This is a genomic window from Rhodococcus sp. NPDC055024, assembly GCF_053608585.1.
In genome coordinates, this window is sequence record NZ_JBSGVT010000002.1 from 429175 (window position 1) to 446476 (window position 17302).

The window sequence follows — 17302 nt, forward strand, 5'->3', positions numbered from 1 at the left end:
TTCAGGCCGAGTAGCCGTTGGTTCCGGCCCGCGTCATGACTACCTTCGGAACTACTGCTCGAGACGAGAGTTTGAGCAGACCGTCCACCAACTCGACGATGTCGTCGACCTTGATCATTTTGTCGGGTGTGATCCGATCGTGCGTCCACGCCGACATGTCCGTGTCGACGTAGCCGGGAGCGATGGCCGTCGCACTGACGCCGTTTCCGGATTCCTCGGCGTTGAGAGCCTCCACCATCGAAATCAGTGCAGCTTTGGTGGCTCCGTACACCGCCAGACCGCTCTCGGCATACACGCCGGCCATCGAGGCGAGGGCGATCACCTTTGATCCGCCGGCGAGGTCCGCGTCTGCCGCATTGCGCAGGAGCGGCAGCGATGCTTGCAGGAGCGCGAACGGCGTCCGGAGATTGACGGCGACGGTCTTGTCGAAACGTCGCATGGGGTAGTCGGCTACTCGCCCACTGGTTCCCACTCCGGCGTTGAGGACGAGTGCCCGCATGGAGCCGAATCGCTCGCCGTGTGTGGCAACGAGTGCCGCGGCGAAGTTCTCGTCCGCCATGTCGCCGGCCGAGACTACGACGTCCGGCGACCCGGCACGCGTAAGTTCTTCGGCGACCACGGCGAGTCGTTCGGCGTCGCGTGCGGTGATGGTCAGCCCGTACCCTTGCGAGGCCAGTCGGGTTGCGATGCCGAGCCCGATTCCCTTGGAGGCACCGGTGACCAGTGCTGATCGACTCATTCGAATTTCCCTTGGAGTGCGTTGAGGCCGGCCGAGATCAGTTCCGGCACAGAAGATCCAGCCTTGTCGAAACCCCCGCCGACGGTGGCGCCTGCCCGGAATCGGTGATCGATACCTTGCGCCACGACGGCGAGTTTGAAGAACCCGAGCGCCATGTAGAAGTTCCAGTGCGCCAGTTCTCGACCTGACACGGTCGAATACCTTTGCGCCAGATCGACAACGGAGGGTAGCGACGGACTGGTCCATGCAGCAGGCTCACCCAGAACCAGATCCAGCGCGGGGTGCCGGTAGACGCACATCATCGCGATGTCGGCCAGCGGGTCTCCCAGCGTCGACAGTTCCCAGTCCACCACTGCGGCAACCTTGGTGACGTCGTTCGCTTCGAGAATCGTGTTGTCGATTCGGTAGTCACCGTGCACGATCGACGAAGCGGATTCTGCCGGAATCATGTCCGCGAGGCTCGACGCCAACCTGTCCACGTCTGCCGAGTCCTTGGTCTTGACGCGTGACCATTGACCGGCCCACAGCTTCACCTGACGGGTTACGTAACCATCAGGTCGGCCGAGTTCGCCGAGACCCACGGCGTTGTAGTCGACGTCGTGCAGGGCGGCCAGAACGCGCACCAACTCGTCAGTGCACTGCGTGACCTGTTCCGCCGGAACCGCTTCCAGTTCGGTTTTGGTCCGGATCACTTGGCCGGTGACGAATTCGACCACCGTGAACGACGCACCCATCACCGAGGCGTCCTCGCACAGCACGACGGTCGGAGCGACGGGTACGGCAGTGTTCTGTAACGCCGAGGTGATTCGGAACTCGCGCGCGACGTCATGCGCCGACGGAGTGAGGCCGGCAGTGGGTGGACGACGCAGAATCCACTTCGAGTTGTCGTCGAAGATTCCGTAGGTGAGGTTGGACTTGCCGCCCGAGATCAGTTCGGCTCGCAACTCACCGCTGACAGTGACGTCGGAGGCTTGCAGGTATTTGTGCAGCGCCGCCAGATCGAGTCCTGGAAAGTCCGTCACTTCGATTCCTCCCGCGCAGCCCGCTTCGCAGCTCCGACAACACGTTTCGCAATGGCCCAGCGATGAACCTCGGACGGGCCGTCGTAGACGCGGAAGGGACGCACTTCGCGGGACAACCGCGCCAGCGGCAGATCGCCGGACACGCCCATCCCGCCACACATCTGGATGGAGCGGTCGACGATCCGGAAGATCGCCTCGGCCGCATAGGTCTTGGCGATGGACGTCGCGTTGCTTGCGTGCCCGCCCTGATCGAGTTCGAAGCAGGCCTGCACAAGAAGTGCGCGGCTGGCTGCGATGTCGATCTCGTTGTCGGCGACCATCTTCTGGATCATTCCGAGATCACCGAGTTTCGAGCCGAAGCCTTCGCGTTCGGCAACCCTGGCCACGGCTACGTCGTGACCGCGGCGCGCCGCACCGAGCCAGCGCATCACGTGCGTCATGCGGGCGGGGCCTAGGCGAACCTGCGCGTAGGCGAAACCCTGATCGACCTCGCCGAGAACTGCCCCGTCGGGAACGAAGAGATCCTCGAACGTGACCTCGCAGTGCCCGCCGATCATGGCCTTGTCGAGGGTGTCGATGTGTCGACCCACGTGAAGGCCTGCAGTGTCCGTCGGCGCCAGGAACATGGTCGCGCCGCCGCGCTGCCCCGGCTCGCCGGAGGTGCGCGCCATGATGATGAAGAATCCGGCACCGTCGGCGCCGGTGATGAACCATTTCTTGCCGTTGATCTTCCAGCCGCCGGGAACCTTCTCCGCGCGGGTGTTCAAGGCCGAGGGATCGGATCCGGCTCCTGGCGCGGGTTCGGTCATGGCGAATGCCGACCGAATGTCCCCGCTGGCGAGCGGCGCGAGGAACTGCTGCTTCTGCGCTTCGTTTGCGACGTGGGCAAGCATGTGAACATTGCCCTCGTCCGGCGCAGCGATGTTGAGCGCCGTCGGCCCGAAGAGCGAGTAGCCGGCTTCTTCGAAGACCGGTGCGCGATCACTCATGTTGAGCCCGTGTCCGCCGTACTCGATTGGCGCATGCGGCGCGAAGACACCGGCTTCTTTTGCCGCAGCCTGCATCTCGATACGGATGGCATCGCCACCCGCGACGGCGATGTCGCCGGCGTGTTCATCTTCGATGGGGAGCATTACGTTGCGCGTGAAGTCGCGCGTCTTCTCGATCAGCGCCACCACCTCGGGCGCGTACGTCAGATCGATTGCCACCAGCCACCTCCGAAAGAACATCCCGACCGAGCGATCGCTCGGTACGAGCACTCTCGCACACGCCGACGCGTCGGGTCAACAATCTTCGAGCATTGCCTCGCCCTGATCGAGCCGTCCGGCAACCACCATGTCGCGGTACAGATCGTCCTTGTCCATGAGCTCGTCATGGTTGCCGATGTTCCGGATCCGACCGTCCTCCATCACCACGATCCAGTCAGCGTCGCGCACAGTCGAGAGCCGGTGAGCGATGGTCACCACGGTCCCGGTGCGCGCACGTTCGTTGATCGCGTCGACTATGGCGGCTTCGGTGAGCGTGTCGACCTGGGCAGTGGCTTCGTCGAGCAGAAGCAACGCACTCGGCCGCAGAACTGCGCGCGCCATCGCGATTCGCTGACGTTGGCCGCCGGACAGCGAGGTGGCCGTCAGAGCGGTGTCGAGTCCGTTTGGCAGGGCCTCGATCGCGTCGTCGAGCCGGAGCAAACGCAACACAGCCTGCACTTCTTCGTCCGTTGCGTCGGGATGACTGAAGACGACGTTCTCCCGAATCGTTCCGGGTACCACCGGTGTCTCCTGCTCCACGTACGCGAGACTCTCGCGCACAGCGCGGTGATCGAGCGCGTCGTAACCGACTCCGCGCAGAAGAACCCCCCCGATCTCGGTTCGACGAATCGCAACACCGTCGAGAGCAACGTCGTCTTACCCGCACCCGACGGACCGACGATGGCCATGTGCCCGCGCTCCGGAATGACGAGTGAGACATCACGCAACGCCGGCTGGTTCGAGCCGTGGTAGCTCACAGTGACATCGCGCAACTCGATGAGCGGCGCGGCAGCATTCGTGTTCTCGACGACGTTCACGACCTCGTCGTACTTCTCGGTGGGCAACGACTGCATCTCGCGGATTCGGATAGCCGCCGCAATTCCCGACTGAACGGAGGTCACGTTCTGCGCAAGCTCCGACACCGGCCCCATCAGGGTGAAGGCGTAAAGCAGAAACGCGATGAGCGTCGAGACGGCCATTTCGCCGTCGGCGACTCGCCAGGCACCAAAGCCCAAGATGGCGATGATCGAGCCTTGAATGGCGGTCCACGCGACAGTCCAGGCAGTTGCCGATACTCGCACCGCGGTGATCGCATGCTTTTTCGCATCGGACGCATTGTTCGTCACCAGAGCGCCGACGCGATCCTCGGCGAGGGAAACCTTGACCGTCCGGATCGCACGCAAGCCACCCTCGAGAACGCCGCCGAGCTGACCGAGCGATTCCTGGGTCCGCGCTTCGGCTGCGGAAATCCGAGGCATCAGAACGGCAAAGAGTATGGAGGCGAACACGATTGCCACCATGGTCACGCCCAACAACGGCAGATCCAGAACGCCCATCAGAACAATCGTTCCGATGGTCAACGCGGCTGCGTTCAGAATATTCACCGCGGCCGACGACGCCGCCTCCCTCAGCAGCAAGGTGTCCGAGGTGACCCGGGTGACCAATTCACCGACCGACCGCGATTGCAGCGAAGGCACTGTTGCTGCCAGGAATCGTCTCACCAGCGAAGACCTGGCGTCGAAGACAACCTTTTCGGCGGCAGTTCCGAGGACGATCCACTGAGCGCAGCCGAGCACCGCACCGACGACCAAAAGGACGACCAGAGTAAGGATCGGCCCTTGCAGCGAAGCGCCGGTATCGAGGGTGTCGAGGACCCACTTGGTGACCATGGGTGTTGCCAGCGTCGCCGCAGAACCGCACAGAGCCAGTACCAATCCGAGGAGAAGCGACGGCAGGTGCGGGCGAGCGAACTCCGAGAGGACGCGGAGATTGCTCCATTTCGGCGCAGGCTGGGGAGCATCCGATTCAAGCATGAATTTATGGAACACGAATGTTCCATAAAGGGCAAGAGAATTCCGATACGGAAACACTGGATACCGAAACGGGGGCGGACTACGCTTCGAATCCGTGACAACGATCCACAGCGCATCTGAACAAAGCGCGACCCGCGAACGCACACGGAAGGCCATCCTCGATGCCGCTGTTTCGGTGTTCGCATCCAAGCCTGCCGCGACGCTCAGCGAGATCGCTGCAGCCGCGAAGGTCGGCCGGACCACCTTGCACCGTTACTTTCCCGAACGGTCAGACCTGGTCGACGCCGTCGCAGCCGAGGCCACCCGCGCCGTCGGAGAGGCCGCAGCAGCAGCTCGACTCGGCGAGGGTACCGGAGCCGAGGCTCTGGTTCGCCTGTGCCATGAATACTTCGAGCTGGCCGACCTTTTGACGGTTCTGTTCTTCACTCCCGGCGTGTATCAAGAAGATTCGTTTACCGAGTCCGCCTCGAACGACGACGAAGTCACCGACGCCATCGAGCGCGGACACTCCGACGGTTCCATCGACCCCGACATGGGTTCGGACTGGGTGCAGAACCTGCTGTGGTCACTGCTCTACACGTCGATGGACTACGTGAACCGCGGTTCCGGGACGCGACTACAGGCCTTGGACCTGACGGTTCGCAGCCTGCGCCGCGGAATCGCGCCCGATCCCGCGGTCTAGGTTGTCGGCTGCTTGTACAGCGGCACGCCGTTTGGTCACACCTAATTTTCGGTAGATCGAGCGAATGTGAGTCTTCACAGTGGGATAGGCGATGCCGAGGTGCGCAGCGATCTCGTCTGCAGTCATCGTGGTCCGCAGAAAGGTGAGAATCTCTTTCTCTCGTTCCGTCAGGACCCCCGTGAGTTGGGACGAAAGTTGGTTTCGTTTTTCCAGAATCGTGCGCAGGAACTCGTGATGTCTCGACCCCTGCGTTGCGTGCGCGTTCAAGAGATCGACGATTACCGGATCGCCGCTGAGGAATGGTGCGAGAATCCGCTCGGGGATTGCCTCCCCCAGCGCACGATCCAACTGCTCGTGCGCCTGCGGTCCACGCCCGGAGACGGAGCTCAGGGCGGCAGACGTGACAAGTGTGCTCACCAGCGCATATCGGGGCAGCGCGGCCGAGGTTGCCAACCGAACCGCCTGCGCAGACGGTTCCGGGTCCCCCATGACTCGATAGAGCTCCGCGAGAAGCGCGTGAGCGACCGCAGCTCCTGTTCTGGTCAGCGTGGGCCTTGCGATGCGGCGAGCTTGCTCGTCCTGTCCTTGAGCGTGGGCGAGCCAGGCCGTGGTGACGCGCCGCAGCGTATCCCAAGGAATGCCGTGCTTGTCCGCAGTGCTCACGCCGCGCAGCAGACGAGCGGCGTTGTGGTACCGGTCTTCCCGGTTCAGAGCGATCAGGCTCATCACCAAGTACAGACGGGCGAGCGCCTCGAAATTGGTTCCGGGACTGCCCTCCACGATGATCGAGTCGAACTGAGCGATTGCCTCGTCGAAGTCACCACGCCAGTAGGCGATGCACCCTCGATTCGACTGTGGGAGACCGCCTTCGAAGCGTTCCCAGTCGGACGCGACTTCTCGGGCATGCAGGCCGTCGAGGATCTGTTCGGCTTCGGTGAATACTCCTGCGTGAGTGAGCGCAAAAGCCAAGTTGGATTGTGCGAGACGCAACGTCTCCGCGCGCGACTGCAACTGCGCCTCGTCGCTTGCCGAGCGAAGTAGCGCGATGGCACGAGGAAGGTCACGACGAAGCCTGATCTCGGTCCACCCGAGGAGGAAAAGCGCGGACGGGTAATCGTCCTCGGGCTCACACTGGGCGAGCGCGTGGCGAGCGCGATCGGCGATGACGGCCTTGGTCGAGGTGTCCGGAGCGAGCAGCAGGTCGGTGAAGCAGACGACAAAATCGTCGGACGCGACCCGCAGACCCTGTCCGCGGAGAAACTCCGCGCCGTACGGATCGCCGCTGAGATCGCGGCAGCACGCCCGTATCAGCAGGATGTGCGGATCGTGCGGATCGGGATGCGCAAGGCAGAGTTGCTCGAGTTCCCTGGTGTGAGATTCGAGAATCAAACGAAGCCAGTTTTTCCGCAGGACGCGTCGAGCCTGCTCCGCCTCACCAGATGCGAGTGCGTCACGCACGGCTTCGATCATGTGTCGAAGATACTCGAGACGTTCGGTGTCCGTGGAGATCCGGTCTCATCCGGTTCGGATGAGACCGCGATCGAAGCCTGCGGAAACCAGTGAGAATTGCCGGAATCAACCGAAATGCGCTAGTCGGCGGAATCCCGGTGCGCAGGCCTGACACGAAACGGATACGACACATGAGCTTCTGGGAAAGCCTCGGCTGGATGCTGTGGGCAACCGTCTTCATCGGATATCTCTTCGCGCTGTTCGCGATCATCGCCGACCTGTTCCGCGACCACAAGCTCAGCGGTTGGTTGAAGGCCGTCTGGGTGTTCTTCCTACTCTTCCTGCCCATCCTCACCGCGCTCGTCTATCTCGTCGCCCGCGGCGAAGGGATGACGGAACGCAGCAACAAGGCCGCACGCGACGCCGAGAAGGCCGCCGAATCGTATATCCGCGAGGTCGCGGGGAAGAGCCCCAGCGAGGAGATCGCCGCAGCCGCAGCACTGCTCGAAGCCGGAGCGATCAGCGAGGACGAGTTCGCCGCACTGAAGCTGAAGGTCCTCTCGTGAGTTCCGCGCGTTTCGGCCCTGTCGATTTCTATCTTCTCGGTCTGCCTGGGCAGGACCTCGACCCGGCCGCGCTCTCCGCGCTCACCGACCTTACGGATACCGGCCTGGTGCGGCTGCTCGATCTGATCGTCATCTCCAAGTCCGAGGACGGTGAACTCACCCTCATCGAAGTCGAGGAGTTGCCGAACGGCTTCGAGATCAACGTCGAGATGCTCGGCGCGTCCGGTCTGCTCGGGCATGAGGACATCACCGAACTCGCGGCAGCCATTCCCACCGGCGCTGCAGCGCTGCTGGTCGCGCTCGAGCTGGTCTATCAGCGTGAGCTCGCCGCACGCACCGCGGCGTCCGGCGCGGTGTTACTGGGCTACGAGCGGATACCCGCACCCGTCGTCAATGCCCTGATGGACACGATCAGCCCGAAACTGGAGGTCTGACATGCCGTACATCCCGAGAAGAGGTCGCCCCGGACTGCTGGGCCTCGCCGCACGCACCGCGGTCGTGACCGGTACCGCGACCGCCGTCAGCGACGGTATGGCCACCCGCCGGCAAAGGAGAGCCCAAGCCGAATACGAGCAGGCGCAGTACGAATTTGCCCAGCAGCAGGCCGTACTCCCGATGCCCACACCCGCACCCGCCTCCCCGGTCGATTTCGTCGCTGAATTGCAGAAACTCGGCGACCTCAAATCACAAGGCCTGCTGAGCGAGGCCGAGTTCCAAGCCGCGAAAGCTCGACTGCTCGACTGATTCACCCCGACAGGGGCGAGGGATTCCCGCTCTCGCTTCCATACCCGACACCGAATGGAACCCGCTATGTCCGCGACCGCAGTCAACGTCCTGAACTTCAATCGGGCAGAATCCGATCTCATGTTCGCTCGCCTGGCCGCGGGCGTCGGCCTGGGCACGTGGAACCACACTCGTGATCTCGGGTCGCTCGACGACCAGCCGATCATCCGCCAGAACCGCGACACCCTGTACAGCAGCGCGATCGTCGATGTGCGCGAAGACGTCACGATCACGGTGCCCGATACCGGCAAGCGCTACATCTCCGTGTGGGTGGTCAGTCAAGATCATTACGGTCCCGTCATCCTGCGCGATCCGGGAGAGCACCTGCTCACGCGCGAATTGGTCGGAACCGACTACGCCGCACTGATCGTGCGCATCCTCGTCGATCCGAACAGCCCCGAAGACGTCACCGAGGTGAACCGGTTGCAGGACGCCCTCACCATCGACGGCGGCGGAACAGGCGAGTTCCCGTTGCCCGACTACGACGAGCAGGCGCAGACCGAGACCCGCGACGCACTCCTCGCCCTCGCTCGTGGCATCACCACGTACGACCGTTCATTCGGCACCGCAGCAGAAGTCGACCCGATCCGGCACCTGCTCGGTACCGCCTCCGGCTGGGGCGGCCTCCCCGAGTACGAGGCCACCTACGTCAACTTCGACGAACGTCTCCCCGTCGGGGAATACCGCCTCCGCCTGAACGACGTTCCCGTGGATGCGTTCTGGTCGGTCTCGCTGTACAACGCGGCGGGGTACTTCGAAGAAAACGCTTTGGGTGTCAACAGCATCAACAGCCTCACCGCCACCCCCGACTCCGACGGCAGCACCACCATTCGCTTCGGTGTCCATCTCGACGGCGCCGCGAACGCCCTGCCCATCATGCCCGGCTGGAACTACGTGCTGCGCCTGTACCGCCCCCGCCCCTCCGTGCTCGACGGCACCTGGACGGCTCCTCGTCCCGAAGCGCTCTAGCGAAGCCTTTATCTGCCACGCACACCCACTCTCGGGTGACTCGACCTGATCACGGAGGTACAACCCATGCGTCTGTTATTTCAGCTCATTTCGCAATGCGTACTCGGTGCGATCGCGCTGATCGTCGTACATTTCACTCTTCCCGGGGTCAGCCTGAGCGTGAACGGCTTCTTGGCCGCTATCGGTGTATTCACCCTCGCCCACATGATTCTCGGCCCATTCGTGCTCAGCGTGGCACTGCACTACGCGGCTCCGCTCGCGGGTGGTGTCGGCTTGGTCGCCACACTGCTAGCGCTCTGGGTTGCCACCCTGGTCCCCGACGGCATTGCGATCAGCGGCGTCGGGTCCTGGATCCTCGCACCGATCATCGTGTGGGTGATCACCGCGTTGGGCGGCTGGATCTTCATGGCTCTTGTCATCGACAAGTGGATCAAGAGACGCAATGCCGAAAAGCTCGTGCGCAGTGTGCAAAAGGCATGAATGATCAGTGAAACGGAACCCACAAGGAGTCAGCCATGCCAACTCACCCGCTCGATCGTCGCGTTCTCCTGAAGACCGCCCCGAACTTCCGGGACCTCGGCGGCATTCCCGTTACTGACGGCACCGTCCGCGCAGGCGCGCTCTACCGTTCGGCGACGCTCGCGAAACTCGACGGCGACGACGTTGCCGCGGTCGCCGACTTGGACGTCCGGACGGTCTACGACCTGAGGACCGCCGCCGAGCGCGAGGGCGCACTCGACAATCTCCCCGACTCGACACGCACGGTCTGGCTCGACGTCCTCGCCGACAATGCCCAAAATGCTGCTGCCACCGGGCTACTCATGACGGACCCGCTCGCGTACGCCGAGACCATCAGCGGCGGCCGTGGGATCGCGCAGATGGAGGAAGCGAACCGCAACTTCGTCAGCCTGCCGTCCGCTCTCGACGCCTATCGCACGTTCTACCTCGATCTCATAGACGAAAAACGCACCGGGGCAGCACTTTTCCACTGCACTACCGGCAAAGATCGTACCGGATGGGCCGCTACCTCCTTCCTGCTCCTCCTCGGCGCCGACGAAGCCGACGTACGCGCCGATTATCTGGAGACGAATACCGATCTGGCTCCCATGACGGAACCGATCCTCGACTTCGCCGCCAGCAAAGGCGTTGACGCAGAACTACTCCGGCCCCTCCTCGGAGTCCGTGACAGCTACTTCGACGCCGCTCTCGACGAAATGCGCACGCACTTCGGCACCGTCGAGGACTACGCAATCAACGGACTCAAGCTCACCGCAGAGCAACTCACCGCGCTGCGCGAGCGGTTCACATCCCGGTCGGGAGTCATCAGCGCGAAGTGATCGGAGCCCTTACCGGACAGTCATTTTCGCCCTCGCCCCGCTTTTTCTGGTGATTGTCCACCCGGGTGACCACGACGACGGCGAGGATCCCCACCGCCAAGCCGAGCGCGGTGAACGGAGTGAAGGATTCTCCGAACATCAACGCGCCCCAGACCGCGGTGACGGGGGCGATCAAGAACATCAAGGTGTTGACGGACGTGATGCCGATGCGACGGACCAATATCCAGTACAGCCCGTAACCACCGAACGTGGACAGCACGACTAACCAGAGCAATGCGATCCAGAATGTGTTGACGCTTGGTGGTACGGCGACACCTGAGGCCACCGCCAGTGTCGTGAAAACTATTGCGCTGGTCGAACAGTGGATGGCCAGAGCCTGCAGTGGCGGCGTGGACGTGGGAGCGCGTTGTTGGACGAAGGTGGATGCAACCAGGCTGAGCATCCCCAGGAACGGGATCGCGTACGCCCACCACGGGGCAGATGTACCGGCTCCTGCGTCGGCTGCCGTGACCAGTGCGACGCCGCCCAGTCCGATCGCCAATCCGGCCCACTGCATCCGCGGGACTGCAACACCGAGGAGCGGACCAAGCAGAGCCGCCGCGACCAGCGGCTGAATACCGTCGATCAGTGCGGTGGTTCCGGTGTTCACACCGAGATCGACTGCCCAGTACACCGACAACAGGTAGCCGCTCTGGGAGAGCATCCCGATCACCACCTGCCTGCCGAGAGCCCGCGGTGTCGGCATCGTGTTCCGGCGCCGGGCGGAGAGCCAGACAATCGGGAGCAGTACCGCAACAAGCGGGAGAAAACGCCACATCAGCAACGTGGGGATCTCGGCACTGCCGGCCCCGAGTTTGGCTCCGATGAAACCCGAACTCCAGCACGCGACGAACAGGACCGACAAGGTAGCCGTCACGACAGATCTCGGGATCACGATCCGAGGTATACCGATCTGTTTACTCACACGTTCGACTATACAGATCGGTATACTTTTGTCCATGGCAGAGGAATCCGTACCCGAGTTGACTCCGAAAGCGCGTCGCATCCTGGAGTCGGCGTCGAAGTTGTTCTACGAAAAGGGAATTCGTGCCGTAGGCGTGGATACCGTCGCACTGGACGCCGGGGTCACGAAGAAAACTCTGTACGAGCGGTTCGGCTCGAAGGACGGTCTCGTCGTGGAGTACCTGAAGGACCGAGATCGGCGGTGGCGAGCCTTTCGCGACAAGAAACTCGAATCCGCCGGCGAGAGCCGCGCCGAACAGTTGAGTGCGGTATTCGATGCTTCCGCCTCCTGGTCCGGGGCGAGCGGAGGCAAGGGGTGCAGCATGATCAACGCCCACGCCGAGTTCAGTGATCGCTCACATCAGGTGTTCACTGTTATCGCCGAACAGAAGCGGGAGATGTTGGACCTTTTTCGGCGCATTCTGGCGACGGACGGGCAAGCCGACGAACGCCTCGCCGAGGCAATCATGCTGCTTCACGAAGGTGCCCTCGTCGCAGACGGGATCGGTATCGGCACCGACCCCTTCGGCGGCGGTCGGGACGCGGCGCTCGAATTGCTGAAGAACTCCGGGTGACGATTCGCAGAGTTCTGCGATCTCAGCGTTGGACTTCCTCTGCACGAACCGTGAATTCCTTCAGCCGATCCTCCAGTGGGTCCACGCCGAGCCCTGGTCCATCGGGGACACGGAGCCCACCGCCTTCAAGCACGAACGGCTCCGTCAGATCGACTTGATAAAACCTGTCGGAAGCGGAAACATCACCGGGCAAGGTGAAACCGGGGAGTGCAGCCAACGCAACGTTCGCCGCCCTTCCGAGACCCGTTTCCAGCATTCCGCCGCACCACACCGGCACGTTGTTTGCGGCGCACACATCATGGATGCGTCGAGCCTCGAGATAGCCGCCGACACGGCCGGGCTTGATGTTGACGATCGAGCACGCGCCGAGCCGGATGGCATCGGCGGCAGACCTGGCCGACACTATCGACTCGTCGAGACAGATCGGCGTCTTGATGCGAGCCGCGAGGTCCGCGTGCCCCAGGACATCCTCCTCGTCAAGCGGTTGTTCGATCAGGAGCAATCCGAAAGGGTCGAGCTTCGCCAGCTGTGGGGCATCGCCGAGGGTATAGGCGGTGTTGGCGTCAACCTGAAGCATTACCTCGTCGCCGAAGCGCTCACGCACGGCGCGGACCGGATCGACATCCCACCCCGGTTCGATCTTGAGCTTGATCCGGACGTATCCCTCGTCGATATAGGAACCGACAGCATCAAGTAGTTCTGGAATGGAGTCCATGATTCCGACCGAGACTCCACTCGGGACATGATCGACCACCGCGCCCAGACTTTGCGCGAACGAAATGCCCTGGCTCCGCAACTCCGCATCCATGATCGCCATCTCGAGGGCGGCTTTTGCCATGCGATGCCCCTTGTACTTGGCGAGGCGAGGTGCCACGAGGTGCGCCGAGACCTCATCCATCGACAAGAGATCGGGGATGAGGAACCTTGTGAGCACGTCGTCGATGCCATCGACGTACTCCGAGGAGTAGAGCGGGTCTGACATGCCGACGCATTCGCCCCAGCCGTCGCCGTCTGGAGTGCGAACCCGCACCACCAACATTTCCCGTTCGGTCTCGATGCCGAACGAGGTACGGAAAGGCGACGTGAGCGGCATCTGAACCCGCCTGATTTCGAAGCTCTCGATCTTCATACTGCCGTCCCTTTCGACACGATGTACGCGTTGGCACGCCGGTCGAAATCCTCGACCTGCCCACCTTCGGCGAGCAGGGTTCCCAGGACTTCGCGCATCACAAGGCGCCATTCGGAGGCGAGCCCAGGATCCGAGTGACGAAGCGCCTCGATGTCGGTGGGCACCGCCACGGATACATGGTCCGCGGACGTGTCCTCCAGTGACGGCCGGCCAAGGGAGTCTCTCGACAGCATTGGCTCTGTATGCACCTGGGCGCTGTTTCGTTGTTCGAGTGCTGCGCAGCGCGAGGCGCGAGAACTCGCGAGGTCCCATTCGAGTTTGAGGCGGTCAGTCTCGTCTTCGCCATTGAGGTCATCGAGCAGCGTCCCGTAATGATTGACGTGGTAGACGCGAGCAGTGCCGCCGAGCTTGGAAAGGTTGAAGTGCGCATTCCTGCTGACCAGGGGGTCGAACGTCCACGTGATGGTCTTGATGCCCCGCGCCATGGCCCAGGCTCTCTGGTGGAGTTTGAGAGCGAACCCGATATTTCGGCCGCGCGCACTGTCCGCCACCCCGGCGATATGGCTGTGCAGTGACAAAGTCGACGGCACGCCCCACATCCCGACAGATATGCCGAGAATCTGGTCGCCCGCGAAAACCCCACAGACATAGCTTTCGGTACCGGCAAGCGCTTGAAGAACCTCGACGTTCATGATCGACATTCCGTCAGTTGGCCGCCAGATCTGATCGATCAGTTCGACACCCCTCTGCATGTCGTCGATTGAGATCAGCGCGCGGATCGCCACTCCTGATCGGTCTGCCGCCTGAGCGGCGGCGATCGCGGCAATCCGCGACGTCTCAGTTCGCGCGACGTCTCGCGCTTGTTCAGCAAAAGTGGTCATAAGTCGAGGATTGCCCATTCGGGCGAGCGGAACACTGTCCAGCTCCACTATTTCTTCGGCACTCGTTCGTCTGACGGCACTGGTTCGGTCAGTCGATTCACCAGCATTGTCACGAGCGCAGTTCGCACGGGAATCTCCTCGACGAGCGCGTGTTCATGATCCGCGTGGGCCCCGCCGCCGACTGCTCCGAGACCATCGAGGGTCGGCACTCCCAGACCTGCCGTCAGATTTCCGTCGGACCCTCCACCCACGTGGGACTCACCAAGGCGTCCGAGTCCGGCCTCGTCTGCGACTCGCGCAGCAATCGCGAACAATTCAGCGGACATCTCGCGCTCCAACGGAGGTCGGTTCGGACCTCCGGTGACAACAAGCCTGGCACCTGGAAGAACCGGACGTAGTGCCCTGATCTCGCGATCGACGCGCTGCTGCTCCTCCCGGCTCCATGCACGTGAGTCGACCGTGACCTCGGCTGATGCCGGCACTGTGTTGGTCGTGGTGCCACCAGAGACGACTGTCGGCACCACGGTGGTTCCGAGTTCTGTCGAACCGATTGCGGCGATCCTGATGATCTGATGCGCCAATTCCAGGGCGGCATTGATGCCGGCCTCCGGCTCGAGCCCTGCGTGCGACGCGCGTCCCGACACCACCACTCGATAGTCGGAGATTCCCTTCCGCGCCGTCTTCAAGGCGCCTCCATCGGCCGATGCTTCGAGTACCAGTACTGCTGCGACGTCTCGACAAGACTGTTCGATCAGCGCGCGGGAAGTATCAGAACCCGTCTCTTCGTCGCCGGTGACAAGCACGGTTATCGGTGCTCCCCTGTCGACGTGTGCGGCTGCGTAGAGCGCCATGACAACGCCAATCTTCATGTCGAACGATCCAGGTCCGCGTATGACTCCATCCTCGACAGACCATGGATGAGTTTCGAGCGAGCCGATTGGCCACACGGTGTCGTGGTGACCCAGCAGCAATACTCTGCGAGGCCCTTCGCCGAGACGCCATCGCAGATGAGTGCATCCGTCGACGATGACGCGTTCCGGCTCGACGCCCAACAGTGCGGTTCCAACCAGAGCAACAGCGTCGGCGCTGGCAGCCACGGCTTCCAGGTCCGACGACGGGGACTCACACCTGACCAGAGTGCCGATATCGATCAGCATCTGCTTCGACAGTTGTTCAAATGTCGCTAGCACGGGGGTCACACAAGGCTCCTTCGATCGACTGATTCACCCCAGCCTTTCGCAGTCCTGCCGCGATTGAATCGTCCATCCGCGCATATCGGAGGGTCAGGGATGGTTCGCCCAGACCAACATCACTGGCCGAGTTCGACAGTGTTGTCGCAGGCGTCAGGAATCTCCTGGGTATTGCCGGGAAGCTGCCGCACTTCCAGCAGGCGCAGCTGCAGCATGGCTGCGAATCGTTGCTGCGGGTCGTTGAGATCGAGACCGCTGACCGCTGAGACACGACGGATCCGATAGCGGAACGTGCTCGGGTGGACGTAGGCCTGTCGGGCAGCGATGCTGACATCACCGAATGCATTGAGCCAGTAGCGCAAGGTTTTCACCAGGTGTGCCTGGTGCTTGGCGTCGTAGGCGAGCAGCCGCGCGATGGGCAGTGAAACTGCGTTGCCTCGCGCAGCGACCAGATCCGAAAAATCGAGCATCAATGAATCGATGTAAGCGTCTTCCGCGGCAATCACGCGGCGTTTCCCTCCCTCGTGCCGCAGCACTCGCAGCGCTTGGTCGGCACCGCGTCGGGCATTCGGAAGGCTCCCACCGTCCATGGCGAGTGGGCCGATTCCGATCAATGCCGAAAGGTTTTGACCGGTTCGGTCGAGAAACCCCTGAGCCATGAGGTGTGTCCGCTTGGCATGATCCGGAGCGTTACCGAGTAGCGGCACGATCGCGTAGGCCCGGTCTCCGAGCACTGCAACGGCCGAGCCAGGTTGCAGAGCCGTCAGGTGAAGAGCCAAGGCGTCGGCGGCGCGCTGCAGACTGGCGGCGTGCATCGGTGCGCTGTCGGCGGCCCCGGCACTTTCCGCTGTCCAGTTCAGGCCGAGTGCAAGTACCGCCACCGGTCGACCGATGAGGCCGAGTCGCCCGGCCGCCTCAGGTGCCGACGGGCCGCCTTCGAGCGCAGTGTTCACCAGGTCTGCGCGTAGCCGTCGCTCGACATCACTTCCGGCACGAAAGCGCAGCATGTGCAGCGCGACCAGCTTCGCGGAATCAGCGAAAGCCTGGTTGCGTTCGTCGCTCAGAGGCTCACGGACGGCGGCCCACATCGAGCCGAGCACCTCCTCACCCGCGCGCACGGCGATGGCGACGCGCGCCATGGCGTGCTCGTCGTCATCGAGAGTCCAGCCAGGGAGGAAGACCGGATCCTCGCTGCGATGGAGCTGCTCGAACTCGCTTCGGGACTCAGGTGAACGGAGGTAACGCTCTGGGACCCGGCGGCCGAGAATCGTTTCGACACGGGAGAGGTCGGCTTCGTCCTGGCGTCCTGAAAACGCCAGGACGTTGGAGCTTCTGTCCTCGATCGTGAGTGGCGCGTCCAGCAAGGCTGCAATCGCGTTGGCGAGCGAGAACAGATCACCGGAGGGCATCCCGCCGATGAACTCGGTCATGGAGCCGCCGATATCGTCTTCTGCGAGCAACGTGCGCAACATCGCGACCAACTGCGTCCAGGATGCTCCTTCCACCAGGCCGAGCAGCGTCACACCCGATCGCTGGACTGCGAGCGTCATCGAAGCATCAACAGTGATCGGTGCGCGCACGACCAGCGCCGCAGCGTTGCGATTTCCGAGTTCGCGCAGCAGTCGGCAGATCCCGTCATGATCGTGGACCCCGACACCAAGCACGATCGAGCGTTCAGCTATCACCAGATCGTCGGCGGAATCGTAGATGACCACGCCTCCGAGCGCGTGGTGGTCCATGATCGATCCGGCCAACTTCTCGAGGAGCGTCGCGCCGAGATGGTCCAAAATCCGGCCAAGACTGCGGCGGTTTGTCGCGATTGAGCTGAGCATTCACGAATACTATGGCGTGTGATAGATCACTAGTATCGTCGCAGCGGACATAAATCGACGCGTTTTTTCCTCCGATCGAATCAAG

At 62.8% G+C, this 17302-nt stretch carries 18 protein-coding genes and 1 pseudogene; 8 read left to right on the top strand and 11 right to left on the bottom strand.

Going from position 1 to position 17302, the window contains the following annotated elements; genetic code table 11:
* Nucleotide 1: 1 nt before the first annotated feature.
* The 5 genes and pseudogenes from ACWF6P_RS08480 to ACWF6P_RS08500 all read right to left on the bottom strand — a co-directional run.
* Nucleotides 2-739 carry an SDR family NAD(P)-dependent oxidoreductase gene (locus tag ACWF6P_RS08480; protein ID WP_452620717.1) on the bottom strand — a complete coding sequence of 246 codons (738 nt, stop codon included), beginning with the start codon at nucleotides 737-739 and terminating at the stop codon, nucleotides 2-4.
* On the bottom strand, nucleotides 736-1761 hold the full coding sequence (locus ACWF6P_RS08485) for a phosphotransferase family protein (RefSeq protein WP_452620718.1): 1026 nt from the start codon (nucleotides 1759-1761) through the stop codon (nucleotides 736-738). The genes ACWF6P_RS08480 and ACWF6P_RS08485 overlap by 4 nt, the downstream gene beginning before the upstream one ends.
* Entirely contained in the window at nucleotides 1758-2969 is a 1212-nt protein-coding gene (locus tag ACWF6P_RS08490) for an acyl-CoA dehydrogenase family protein (RefSeq protein ID WP_452620719.1), read from the bottom strand. The genes ACWF6P_RS08485 and ACWF6P_RS08490 overlap by 4 nt, the downstream gene beginning before the upstream one ends.
* A 75-nt stretch (nucleotides 2970-3044) precedes the next feature.
* Nucleotides 3045-3569 carry an ATP-binding cassette domain-containing protein gene (locus tag ACWF6P_RS08495; protein WP_452620720.1) on the bottom strand — a complete coding sequence of 175 codons (525 nt, stop codon included), beginning with the start codon at nucleotides 3567-3569 and terminating at the stop codon, nucleotides 3045-3047.
* Nucleotides 3570-3646: 77 nt separating this feature from the next.
* A pseudogene (locus ACWF6P_RS08500) lies at nucleotides 3647-4978 on the bottom strand (ABC transporter transmembrane domain-containing protein); the annotation flags it as partial.
* Between ACWF6P_RS08500 and ACWF6P_RS08505 the strand changes: the two are divergent.
* Nucleotides 4917-5504, top strand: coding sequence for a TetR/AcrR family transcriptional regulator (locus tag ACWF6P_RS08505; protein WP_452620721.1), 588 nt, complete (start codon nucleotides 4917-4919; stop codon nucleotides 5502-5504). The pseudogene ACWF6P_RS08500 and the gene ACWF6P_RS08505 sit on opposite strands and share 62 nt — an antisense overlap.
* On the opposite strand, the gene ACWF6P_RS08510 is transcribed toward ACWF6P_RS08505, so the two are convergent.
* Nucleotides 5439-6974, bottom strand: coding sequence for a LuxR C-terminal-related transcriptional regulator (locus tag ACWF6P_RS08510; protein WP_452620722.1), 1536 nt, complete (start codon nucleotides 6972-6974; stop codon nucleotides 5439-5441). The genes ACWF6P_RS08505 and ACWF6P_RS08510 overlap by 66 nt on opposite strands.
* 170 nt (nucleotides 6975-7144) lie before the next feature.
* On the opposite strand from ACWF6P_RS08510, the gene ACWF6P_RS08515 reads away from it, so the two are divergent.
* The 6 genes from ACWF6P_RS08515 (at nucleotide 7145) to ACWF6P_RS08540 (ending at nucleotide 10608) form a co-directional block, all read left to right on the top strand.
* Entirely contained in the window at nucleotides 7145-7519 is a 375-nt protein-coding gene (locus ACWF6P_RS08515; RefSeq protein ID WP_030537228.1) for a PLDc N-terminal domain-containing protein, read from the top strand.
* On the top strand, nucleotides 7516-7953 hold the full coding sequence (locus tag ACWF6P_RS08520) for a DUF6325 family protein (RefSeq protein ID WP_452620723.1): 438 nt from the start codon (nucleotides 7516-7518) through the stop codon (nucleotides 7951-7953). The genes ACWF6P_RS08515 and ACWF6P_RS08520 overlap by 4 nt, the downstream gene beginning before the upstream one ends.
* A gap of 1 nt (nucleotide 7954) precedes the next feature.
* Nucleotides 7955-8263 carry an SHOCT domain-containing protein gene (locus ACWF6P_RS08525; protein ID WP_452620724.1) on the top strand — a complete coding sequence of 103 codons (309 nt, stop codon included), beginning with the start codon at nucleotides 7955-7957 and terminating at the stop codon, nucleotides 8261-8263.
* Nucleotides 8264-8329: 66 nt separating this feature from the next.
* Nucleotides 8330-9271, top strand: a complete 942-nt coding sequence (locus ACWF6P_RS08530; RefSeq protein ID WP_452620725.1) for a DUF1214 domain-containing protein — start codon at nucleotides 8330-8332, stop codon at nucleotides 9269-9271.
* A gap of 66 nt (nucleotides 9272-9337) precedes the next feature.
* Nucleotides 9338-9751 (top strand): phage holin family protein, encoded by a 414-nt coding sequence (locus ACWF6P_RS08535; protein ID WP_452620726.1) that lies wholly within the window; start codon nucleotides 9338-9340, stop codon nucleotides 9749-9751.
* Between the two features lie 35 nt (nucleotides 9752-9786).
* The gene (locus tag ACWF6P_RS08540) at nucleotides 9787-10608 is read left to right on the top strand and encodes a tyrosine-protein phosphatase (RefSeq protein WP_452620727.1); all 822 of its coding nucleotides are present in this window, start codon (nucleotides 9787-9789) and stop codon (nucleotides 10606-10608) included.
* On the opposite strand, the gene ACWF6P_RS08545 is transcribed toward ACWF6P_RS08540, so the two are convergent.
* Complete coding sequence (locus ACWF6P_RS08545) at nucleotides 10595-11524, bottom strand: DMT family transporter (RefSeq protein ID WP_452620790.1); 930 nt, start codon at nucleotides 11522-11524, stop codon at nucleotides 10595-10597. The genes ACWF6P_RS08540 and ACWF6P_RS08545 overlap by 14 nt on opposite strands.
* Before the next feature lie 82 nt (nucleotides 11525-11606).
* Between ACWF6P_RS08545 and ACWF6P_RS08550 the strand changes: the two genes are divergently transcribed.
* Nucleotides 11607-12185, top strand: coding sequence for a TetR/AcrR family transcriptional regulator (locus ACWF6P_RS08550; RefSeq protein WP_452620728.1), 579 nt, complete (start codon nucleotides 11607-11609; stop codon nucleotides 12183-12185).
* A gap of 22 nt (nucleotides 12186-12207) precedes the next feature.
* Here ACWF6P_RS08550 and menC read toward each other — a convergent pair whose 3' ends face one another.
* From menC to ACWF6P_RS08570, 4 genes are all read right to left on the bottom strand, one after another.
* Entirely contained in the window at nucleotides 12208-13314 is a 1107-nt protein-coding gene (gene menC / locus ACWF6P_RS08555) for an o-succinylbenzoate synthase (RefSeq protein WP_452620729.1), read from the bottom strand.
* Nucleotides 13311-14195, bottom strand: coding sequence for a GNAT family N-acetyltransferase (locus tag ACWF6P_RS08560; RefSeq protein ID WP_452620730.1), 885 nt, complete (start codon nucleotides 14193-14195; stop codon nucleotides 13311-13313). The genes menC and ACWF6P_RS08560 overlap by 4 nt, the downstream gene beginning before the upstream one ends.
* A gap of 47 nt (nucleotides 14196-14242) precedes the next feature.
* Complete coding sequence (locus ACWF6P_RS08565; RefSeq protein WP_452620731.1) at nucleotides 14243-15394, bottom strand: M20 family metallopeptidase; 1152 nt, start codon at nucleotides 15392-15394, stop codon at nucleotides 14243-14245.
* 110 nt (nucleotides 15395-15504) lie between these two features.
* Nucleotides 15505-17217: a PucR family transcriptional regulator gene (locus ACWF6P_RS08570; protein WP_378542343.1), complete on the bottom strand. Its 1713-nt coding sequence runs from the start codon at nucleotides 17215-17217 to the stop codon at nucleotides 15505-15507.
* Nucleotides 17218-17302: the final 85 nt, after the last annotated feature.